Origin of the sequence: Bacillus sp. 0102A, assembly GCF_036765155.1 — a bacterium.
In the GTDB taxonomy this organism is placed as follows: Bacteria; Bacillota; Bacilli; order Bacillales; family Bacillaceae; genus Bacillus; species Bacillus subtilis_G.
This window is the reverse complement of the sequence record NZ_JBAIZW010000011.1, coordinates 55,948-65,823: the sequence shown is the minus strand read 5'-3', so window position 1 is coordinate 65,823 and position 9,876 is coordinate 55,948. Positions and strand designations below refer to the sequence as shown.

The 9,876-nt window shown below is 42.2% G+C and carries 9 protein-coding genes; all 9 read left to right on the top strand.

The window, feature by feature from the left end; translation table 11 throughout:
• Nucleotides 1-299: 299 nt before the first annotated feature.
• The 9 genes from ctsR (at nt 300) to ispF (ending at nt 9,808) form a co-directional block, all read left to right on the top strand.
• A complete protein-coding gene (gene ctsR / locus V6D41_RS20410; RefSeq protein WP_087991669.1) occupies nt 300-764 on the top strand; it encodes a transcriptional regulator CtsR in 465 nt (154 codons plus the stop codon).
• A 13-nt stretch (nt 765-777) separates the two neighbouring features.
• Nucleotides 778-1,335 carry a protein-arginine kinase activator protein McsA gene (mcsA, locus tag V6D41_RS20405; protein WP_087991670.1) on the top strand — a complete coding sequence of 186 codons (558 nt, stop codon included), beginning with the start codon at nt 778-780 and terminating at the stop codon, nt 1,333-1,335.
• Nucleotides 1,335-2,426, top strand: a complete 1,092-nt coding sequence (locus V6D41_RS20400) for a protein arginine kinase (RefSeq protein ID WP_087991671.1) — start codon at nt 1,335-1,337, stop codon at nt 2,424-2,426. The genes mcsA and V6D41_RS20400 overlap by 1 nt, the downstream gene beginning before the upstream one ends.
• Nucleotides 2,423-4,855, top strand: a complete 2,433-nt coding sequence (gene clpC, locus V6D41_RS20395) for an ATP-dependent protease ATP-binding subunit ClpC (RefSeq protein WP_087991672.1) — start codon at nt 2,423-2,425, stop codon at nt 4,853-4,855. Before V6D41_RS20400 ends, clpC begins: the two co-directional genes overlap by 4 nt.
• A 91-nt stretch (nt 4,856-4,946) precedes the next feature.
• Entirely contained in the window at nt 4,947-6,323 is a 1,377-nt protein-coding gene (radA, locus tag V6D41_RS20390) for a DNA repair protein RadA (protein WP_333519464.1), read from the top strand.
• Nucleotides 6,324-6,326: 3 nt separating this feature from the next.
• Nucleotides 6,327-7,409, top strand: coding sequence for a DNA integrity scanning diadenylate cyclase DisA (gene disA / locus V6D41_RS20385; protein WP_087991674.1), 1,083 nt, complete (start codon nt 6,327-6,329; stop codon nt 7,407-7,409).
• Between the two features lie 116 nt (nt 7,410-7,525).
• A complete protein-coding gene (locus V6D41_RS20380) occupies nt 7,526-8,626 on the top strand; it encodes a PIN/TRAM domain-containing protein (protein ID WP_087991675.1) in 1,101 nt (366 codons plus the stop codon).
• 14 nt (nt 8,627-8,640) lie between these two features.
• A complete protein-coding gene (gene ispD / locus V6D41_RS20375; RefSeq protein WP_148964439.1) occupies nt 8,641-9,339 on the top strand; it encodes a 2-C-methyl-D-erythritol 4-phosphate cytidylyltransferase in 699 nt (232 codons plus the stop codon).
• Complete coding sequence (ispF, locus tag V6D41_RS20370; protein WP_075747661.1) at nt 9,332-9,808, top strand: 2-C-methyl-D-erythritol 2,4-cyclodiphosphate synthase; 477 nt, start codon at nt 9,332-9,334, stop codon at nt 9,806-9,808. The genes ispD and ispF overlap by 8 nt, the downstream gene beginning before the upstream one ends.
• The last annotated feature ends 68 nt before the right edge of the window (nt 9,809-9,876 follow it).

The window sequence follows — 9,876 nt, the reverse complement described above, 5'->3', positions numbered from 1 at the left end:
TCAGCGCCGATGGTAGTCGGGGGTTTCCCCCTGTGAGAGTAGGACGCCGCCAAGCAATCGAAAAAAGAGCAGCTCATATGAGCTGCTCTTTTTTGTATTCTGGTTTGTTGGTATCATAAAATTTCTTTTATTGTATAATATAATAACTTTACACTGAATTTTAAATCGGTGATCAGGTTTTATGGGCCGAGAAAGTGGAAATAATAAAGGATAGAGCGAGAAAGTTGAAAATTCTCGAGAAACGCCTTATAGTAAGATTAAAGTCAAATATAGTCAAAGTCAGTAAAGGAGGGGGTTGAGTGGGACATAATATTTCTGACATCATTGAACAATATTTAAAACGAGTGTTAGATCAAAATGGCAAGGAAATTTTAGAGATTAAACGAAGCGAAATTGCAGATAAATTTCAATGCGTTCCTTCCCAAATAAATTATGTCATCAACACCAGATTTACAAGCGAGAGAGGTTATATTGTTGAGAGCAAACGCGGGGGCGGCGGTTACATCAGAATTATTAAAATTAAAATGAATAGTGAAGTTGTCCTGATCAATAATATTATTTCTCAAATTAATACCCATTTGTCTCAAGCAGCCTCTGATGACATTATTATAAGGCTATTAGAAGACAAGGTGATTTCAGAAAGAGAAGCAAAAATGATGGTCAGCGTGATGGACCGCTCGGTTTTATACATTGACTTGCCTGAACGTGATGAATTAAGAGCAAGAATGATGAAGGCTATGCTGACTTCTTTAAAATTAAAATAAGCGGGTGAAAAGATTGATTTGTCAAGAGTGCCACGAGAGACCAGCCACTTTTCACTTTACAAAGGTTGATAACGGAGAGAAAAAAGAAGTTCATATTTGTGAACAATGTGCCAAAGAAAATAGTGATTCATATGGTATAAGTGCAAATCACGGTTTCTCTATTCATAATTTACTTTCGGGTTTGCTGAACATGGATTCTTCATTCCAAAAAGCAGGAACTCAAATGTTCAGTCAATCGGAGCAAATATCTGCTTGTCCGAAATGTGGAATGACCTTTCAGCAATTTAGAAAAATTGGTCGTTTTGGATGTTCTGAATGTTATAAAACGTTTCGTAGCAACATTACACCTATCTTACGTAAAGTGCACAGCGGAAACACTGTGCATGCTGGAAAAATACCGAAACGTATAGGCGGCAATCTCCATGTCAGACGGCAGATTGACATGCTCAAAAAAGAATTAGAATCCTTAATTCATCAAGAAGAATTTGAAAACGCAGCTCATGTGAGAGATCAAATTCGTTCATTAGAGCAATCACTCAAAAGTACAGATAGTGAGGAGGAACAGGGGTAATGTCGCTAAAGCATTTTATTCAGGATGCACTAAGCAGTTGGATGAAGCAGAAAGGACCTGAAAGTGACATTGTACTCAGCAGCCGCATACGTTTAGCAAGGAACTTTGAACATATAAGGTTCCCTACGCGGTATTCCAATGAAGAAGCCTCATCCATCATACAGCAGTTTGAAGATCAGTTTTCAGGACAAGAAATTCCCGAAATCGGCAAATTCGTTTTGATCAGAATGCATGATGCACAGTCTTTAGAAAAGCGTGTATTAGTGGAAAAACATCTCATCAGTCCGAATCTGACAGAATCCCCTTTTGGAGGATGTTTGCTTTCTGAAAATGAGGAAGTAAGCGTCATGATAAATGAAGAGGATCACATTAGAATACAGTGTCTTTTTCCTGGATTTCAGCTTTTAGAAGCAATGAAAGCCGCAAACCAGGTCGACGACTGGATTGAAGAAAAAGTTGATTATGCATTCAATGAGCAAAGAGGATACTTAACCAGCTGTCCTACAAATGTAGGTACGGGTTTAAGGGCTTCAGTCATGATGCATCTGCCGGCATTGGTTTTAACTAGGCAAATAAATCGAATTATACCGGCAATTAATCAATTAGGCTTAGTTGTTAGAGGAATTTATGGGGAAGGCAGCGAAGCAGTAGGGAATATCTTTCAAATTTCAAATCAGATCACGCTTGGTAAGCCAGAGCAGGATATTGTAGATGACCTTAACAGTGTTGCTGCCCAGCTGATTGAACAAGAACGATCTGCCCGAGAAGCGCTTTATCAAACCTCTAAGATAGAACTTGAGGATCGGGTGTATCGATCTTACGGGGTCTTGTCCAATTGTCGGATGATAGAGTCGAAAGAGACTGCGAAGTGCCTTTCGGATGTCCGGTTAGGCATAGATCTAGGCATTATTAAAGGACTTTCAAGCAACATACTTAATGAACTAATGATTTTGACACAGCCAGGATTTTTACAGCAGTACTCGGGAGGAGCTTTGCGTCCGAACGAAAGGGACATTCGAAGAGCGGCTCTCATCAGAGAACGGCTTCACTTAGAAATGAATGGGAAAAGACAGGAGGATGAATCGATATGATGTTTGGAAGATTTACAGAACGAGCTCAAAAAGTACTGGCGCTTGCACAGGAAGAAGCACTTCGTTTAGGTCATAATAACATTGGCACTGAGCATATTTTATTAGGACTGGTACGAGAAGGAGAAGGGATTGCCGCTAAAGCTCTACAAGCGCTTGGACTTGGTTCAGATAAAATTCAAAAAGAAGTTGAAAGTTTGATCGGTCGCGGGCAGGAAATGTCTCAAACGATTCATTACACTCCAAGAGCTAAAAAAGTCATTGAGCTTTCAATGGATGAGGCTAGAAAACTAGGTCATTCTTATGTTGGAACAGAACATATTCTTCTTGGTCTGATTCGCGAAGGTGAAGGTGTTGCTGCAAGAGTTCTAAATAACCTCGGCGTCAGCTTAAATAAAGCAAGACAGCAAGTGCTCCAGCTTCTCGGAAGCAATGAAACAGGATCTTCAGCGACAGGAACAAACAGCAATGCGAATACGCCTACGCTTGACAGCTTGGCAAGAGACTTAACTGCTATTGCGAAGGAAGACAGCCTAGACCCTGTAATCGGCAGAAGCAAGGAAATTCAGCGTGTAATCGAAGTGTTAAGCCGAAGAACGAAAAACAACCCTGTTCTTATTGGTGAACCAGGTGTAGGTAAAACCGCAATCGCAGAAGGTTTGGCACAGCAAATTATTAATAACGAAGTTCCCGAAATCTTACGCGATAAACGCGTGATGACATTAGACATGGGAACAGTTGTTGCCGGCACTAAATACCGCGGTGAATTTGAGGATCGCCTGAAAAAAGTCATGGATGAAATTCGCCAGGCAGGAAACATCATTCTATTCATCGATGAGCTCCATACCTTAATCGGAGCGGGCGGAGCAGAAGGTGCCATTGACGCATCTAATATTTTAAAACCTTCACTTGCTCGCGGTGAACTTCAATGTATTGGAGCGACTACTCTTGATGAGTACCGTAAATATATTGAAAAAGATGCAGCATTGGAACGTCGTTTTCAGCCAATCCAGGTTGATCAGCCATCTGCAGATGAAAGCATTCAAATTTTACAAGGTTTGCGTGACAGATACGAAGCCCACCACCGTGTTTCTATCACAGATGATGCCATTGAAGCTGCGGTTAAGCTTTCTGACAGATATATTTCTGACCGTTTCCTTCCGGATAAAGCAATTGACTTGATTGATGAAGCAGGTTCAAAGGTTAGACTGCGCTCTTTTACAACGCCTCCTAACTTAAAAGAGCTTGAACAGAAGCTTGATGAGGTTCGTAAAGAGAAGGATGCGGCGGTGCAGAGCCAAGAGTTTGAAAAAGCGGCCTCCTTGCGCGACACTGAGCAGCGCTTGCGCGAGCAAGTAGAGGATACAAAAAAATCATGGAAAGAGAAGCAAGGGCAGGAAAACTCAGAGGTTACTGTTGATGATATTGCGATGGTTGTATCTAGCTGGACTGGTGTTCCAGTATCTAAAATCGCTCAAACCGAAACAGATAAGCTTCTCAATATGGAGAGCATTCTTCACTCCCGTGTCATCGGCCAGGATGAAGCGGTTGTCGCTGTTGCAAAAGCAGTCAGACGCGCAAGAGCAGGGTTAAAAGATCCTAAACGCCCAATCGGCTCATTCATTTTCTTAGGCCCTACAGGTGTGGGTAAAACAGAGCTTGCGCGAGCACTTGCTGAATCCATTTTCGGCGATGAAGAAGCCATGATCAGAATTGATATGTCTGAATACATGGAAAAACACTCGACTTCAAGACTTGTCGGCTCACCTCCGGGATATGTGGGATACGATGAAGGCGGTCAATTAACAGAGAAAGTGAGAAGAAAACCGTACTCTGTGGTGCTTCTTGATGAGATTGAGAAAGCACACCCAGATGTCTTCAATATTCTATTGCAAGTTCTTGAAGACGGGCGTTTGACGGATTCTAAAGGACGTACAGTCGATTTCCGCAATACGATTCTGATTATGACATCAAACGTCGGAGCAAGTGAGCTGAAACGCAATAAATATGTCGGCTTTAACGTTCAGGATGAGACGCAAAATCATAAAGACATGAAAGATAAAGTGATGGGTGAACTGAAACGCGCGTTCAGACCAGAGTTTATCAACCGGATTGATGAAATCATTGTCTTCCATTCACTTGAGAAAAAACACCTGACTGAAATCGTGTCATTAATGTCTGACCAATTAACGAAACGCCTGAAAGAGCAGGACCTTTCTATTGAATTGACAGATGCTGCAAAAGCGAAAGTCGCGGAAGAGGGTGTTGATCTGGAATACGGTGCCCGTCCGTTAAGAAGAGCTATCCAAAAACATGTCGAAGACCGTTTATCTGAAGAACTCCTCAGAGGAAATATTCATAAAGGACAGCATATCGTTCTCGATGTAGAAGACGGCGAAATTGTCGTAAAAACGACTGCTAAAACGAATTAATATAGAAGACGAAAATGAGGCATACAGCATGTAAGTGTATGCCTCACTTTCATATCAAGAAATAGAACAAGGGAGAGGTCTTACATTATATATGGCTAAAACAAAATCGAAATTCATCTGCCAATCCTGCGGTTATGAGTCTCCAAAATGGATGGGGAAATGTCCGGGCTGCGGTGCTTGGAATACAATGGTGGAAGAAATGATTAAAAAGGCACCGGCCAATCGGAGAGCGGCTTTTTCTCATTCTGTTCAAACTGTACAGAAACCTTCACCTATTACATCAATCGAAACATCAGATGAACCCCGCGTCAAAACCAAGCTTGGCGAATTTAATAGGGTACTCGGCGGAGGTGTCGTTAAAGGCTCACTTGTTTTAATCGGCGGCGATCCCGGTATCGGAAAGTCAACGTTATTACTGCAAGTTTCTGCTCAATTATCAGATTCATCGAACAGTGTGCTGTACATTTCGGGAGAAGAATCGGTCAAACAAACGAAACTTAGAGCAGACCGTCTCGGCATTAATAGTCCGTCGCTGCATGTTTTATCTGAAACCGATATGGAGTATATTTCGTCTGCTTTACAAGAGATGAATCCAGCGTTTGTCGTTGTTGACTCTATTCAAACGGTTTACCAAAGCGATATCACATCGGCTCCCGGCAGCGTGTCACAGGTCAGAGAATGTACGGCTGAGCTGATGAAAATCGCCAAAACAAAAGGCATTCCGATTTTTATCGTAGGACACGTGACAAAAGAAGGGTCTATTGCAGGGCCGAGATTGTTGGAGCATATGGTTGACACTGTTTTATATTTTGAAGGAGAACGTCACCATACCTTCCGTATTTTGCGAGCTGTAAAAAACCGTTTTGGTTCTACAAACGAAATGGGTATTTTTGAAATGCGCGAAGAGGGGCTCACCGAGGTATTGAATCCTTCAGAAATTTTCTTGGAAGAACGCTCAGCGGGATCTGCAGGCTCGAGTATAACTGCCTCTATGGAAGGCACAAGGCCGATTCTCGTTGAAATCCAGGCGCTCATCTCGCCGACAAGCTTTGGAAATCCGCGGCGTATGGCAACGGGTATAGACCATAACAGGGTTTCGCTGTTAATGGCCGTGTTAGAAAAAAGAGTTGGGCTGCTGCTGCAAAATCAGGATGCTTATTTGAAAGTGGCTGGCGGCGTAAAGCTTGATGAACCGGCAATTGACCTTGCCATTGCGATCAGTATCGCGTCAAGCTTTAGAGATACACCTCCAAATCCTGCCGATTGTTTTATAGGTGAAGTGGGATTAACCGGAGAAGTCCGGCGGGTTTCAAGAATTGAACAGCGTGTGAAGGAAGCTGCTAAGCTTGGTTTTAAACGCATGATCATACCCGCGGCAAATCTGGATGGATGGACAAAACCAAAAGGGATTGAGGTTATCGGAGTAGCAAATGTTGCAGAGGCGCTTCGTACTTCATTAGGAGGATAATAGATGGAAAAAGAGAAAAAAGGGGCGAAACACGAGTTAGACCTGTCATCTATATTGCAGTTTGTTGCTCCGGGTACTCCGCTCAGAGCTGGAATCGAAAATGTACTGAGAGCAAATACAGGCGGTCTGATTGTTGTTGGATATAACGATAAAGTAAAAGAAGTTGTGGATGGCGGTTTCCACATTAACACTGCTTTTTCTCCGGCACACTTATATGAGCTGGCTAAAATGGATGGGGCGATTATTTTAAGTGATTCTGGTCAAAAGATCCTATACGCCAATACACAGCTGATGCCTGAAGCCACAATTTCTTCATCAGAAACAGGAATGCGGCACAGAACCGCCGAAAGAGTAGCTAAGCAAACTGGCTGTCTCGTGATCGCTATTTCTGAAAGAAGAAATGTCATAACGTTATATCAAGAAAACATGAAGTATACACTAAAAGACATAGGATTTATTTTAACCAAAGCGAACCAAGCCATTCAAACACTTGAAAAATATAAGACAATCCTCGATAAAACGATTAATGCACTGAATGCATTAGAGTTTGAGGAGCTTGTTACCTTCAGTGATGTCTTGTCCGTCATGCATCGTTATGAAATGGTACTGCGAATCAAAAACGAAATCAACATGTATATCAAAGAGCTTGGAACAGAAGGCCATTTGATTAAACTGCAAGTCATTGAATTGATTACGGATATGGAAGAAGAGGCGGCTTTATTTATCAAGGATTATGTGAAAGAAAAAATTAAAGACCCGTTTGTTCTTTTGAAAGAGCTGCAGGATATGTCCAGCTATGATCTGCTGGATGATTCCATTGTTTATAAACTGCTCGGTTACCCGGCTTCTACAAATCTTGATGATTATGTACTGGCAAGAGGATACAGGCTGTTAAATAAGATCCCTCGTCTTCCTATGCCGATTGTGGAAAATGTTGTAGAAGCATTTGGAGTTCTCCCAAGGATTATTGAAGCGAGTGCAGAAGATTTAGATGAAGTAGAGGGAATCGGCGAAGTACGAGCCCAAAAGATTAAAAAAGGATTAAAACGGCTGCAAGAGAAGCATTATTTAGACAGACAGCTGTGATTTCGGTTAAAACCTTATGAAAACGGGTATATTAATGTTGGTTTTTGTTTATTCTGATATTCGTAGGATGCATAAAATCTTGTGAAAATAAAATGTTTTAAAAAGGAGGTGGGGGTATGTTAAAACGAATAGTTCAGGCGTTCTTCATTATTTTCGGCGGCGTTGTTGGTATATTTTTAATACCTGAATTGTTTGTACTGTTAAGTATACAGGACATACCTTTAATAACAAACGCATATACGTCTGCGGCAATAGGAGCAATTATCTTTTTTCTCATCAGTATATGGGGTACAGATTACGTTGTGAACTGGATGAAGTGGATAGAGGATTCATTGTTAAAAGCGCCGGTTCCAGATTTGTTGTTTGGAAGTCTTGGCTTGGTTTTTGGACTTATAATTGCTTATCTTATCGTAAATGTTATTCCTTTAGACAATATACCTTACCGCATATTCAGCACAATCATCCCTGTGTTTTTAGCTTTTTTCCTCGGTTATCTAGGCTTCCAGGTGGGCTTTAAGAAAAAGGATGAATTGATCAGCCTGTTTTCCATTTCCGCCAGAATGCAAAAGAAAAAAGGACCAGCCGATGAAGAACATGAGGTTGAGGACAAGAAGCTGAAAATTTTGGACACAAGTGTTATTATTGATGGGAGAATTGCAGATATTTGTCAGACTGGTTTTTTAGAAGGGATTATCGTGATTCCGCAGTTTGTTCTTGAGGAATTACAGCATATTGCTGACTCTTCAGATGTTCTAAAACGGAACAGAGGGCGGCGCGGTCTTGATATCCTGAATCGCATTCAGAAAGAATTAGACATTGAAGTTGAAATTTATGAAGGCGACTTTGAAGATATTCAGGAGGTTGACAGCAAGCTCGTCAAACTCGCTAAGCTGACATCAGGGGTCGTCGTGACGAATGATTTTAATTTAAATAAAGTATGCGAGCTTCAGAAGGTAGCAGTATTAAACATTAATGACCTTGCCAATGCGGTCAAGCCTGTCGTGCTTCCTGGCGAGGAAATGAATGTTCAGGTCATTAAGGATGGGAAAGAGCATAATCAGGGAGTTGCCTACTTGGATGACGGTACGATGATTGTCGTTGAAGAAGGACGCAATTATATCGGAAAGCATATAGATGTACTCGTTACAAGTGTGCTGCAGACAGCAGCGGGACGAATGATTTTTGCTAAGCCTAAGCTGTTGGAGAAGGCGCTGTAAAGGGAGAAAAAATAATGAGTTATGATGTGGTGATTCTTGCAGCCGGACAGGGAAAACGGATGAAGGCAGGGAGAAATAAACTGTTCATTGAGCTGAAAGGAGACCCGGTGATCATACACACGTTAAAAGTGTTTGACAGCCACCGGCCGTGCGAAAAAATCATTTTGGTGATTAATGAGCGGGAGCGGGAGGACTTTCAGCAAATGCTGACCAATTATCGTTTTCAAACCGCTATTGAGCTTGTTGCAGGCGGAGATGAGCGTCAGCACAGTGTTTATAAGGGGCTGAAGGCCGTGAATCAAGAAAAAATAGTCCTTGTTCATGACGGTGCCCGGCCTTTTATAAAACATGAACAAATTGACGAACTGATCGCTGAAGCGGAACAGGCAGGAGCGGCCATCCTCGCTGTCCCGGTAAAAGATACGATTAAACGCGTTCAAGATTTACAAGTCAGTGAGACGATTGAACGTTCAAGCTTGTGGGCTGTCCAAACACCACAAGCTTTTCGTCTTTCTTTATTGATGAAGGCTCACGCTGAGGCCGAGCACAAGGGATTTTTAGGGACGGATGACGCCAGCCTCGTTGAAGAGATGGAAGGCGTTTCGGTCCGTGTTGTAGAAGGCAGGTATACAAATATTAAGTTGACGACGCCAGACGACTTGACGTCAGCTGAAGCGATCATGGACTCAGAAAGTGGGAATAAACATGTTTAGAATTGGACAAGGATTTGATGTGCATCAATTAGTTGAGGGCCGTCCTTTGATTATTGGCGGAATTGAGATCCCTTATGAAAAAGGGCTGCTCGGCCATTCTGATGCAGACGTATTGCTGCATACCGTCGCTGACGCCTGCCTGGGAGCTGTGGGAGAAGGTGACATCGGCAAGCATTTTCCTGATACTGATCCTGAATTCAAGGACGCAGATTCTTTCAAATTACTTCAGCATGTCTGGGGGATCGTGAAACAGAAGGGCTATGTTCTTGGAAACATTGACTGCACCATCATTGCACAGAAGCCGAAGATGCTGCCGTACATAGAAGATATGAGAAAAAGAATCGCCGAAGGGCTTGATGCAGACGTTTCTCAAGTGAATGTAAAAGCAACAACGACAGAAAAGCTTGGATTTACAGGCCGGGCGGAAGGAATAGCGGCTCAAGCGACAGTACTGATACAAAAAGGCTAACTTGTTTTGATGCCGGGTCTATTTGGTGGTAGAATAGATTCATACATTTTAGCCTGAGGACATACATG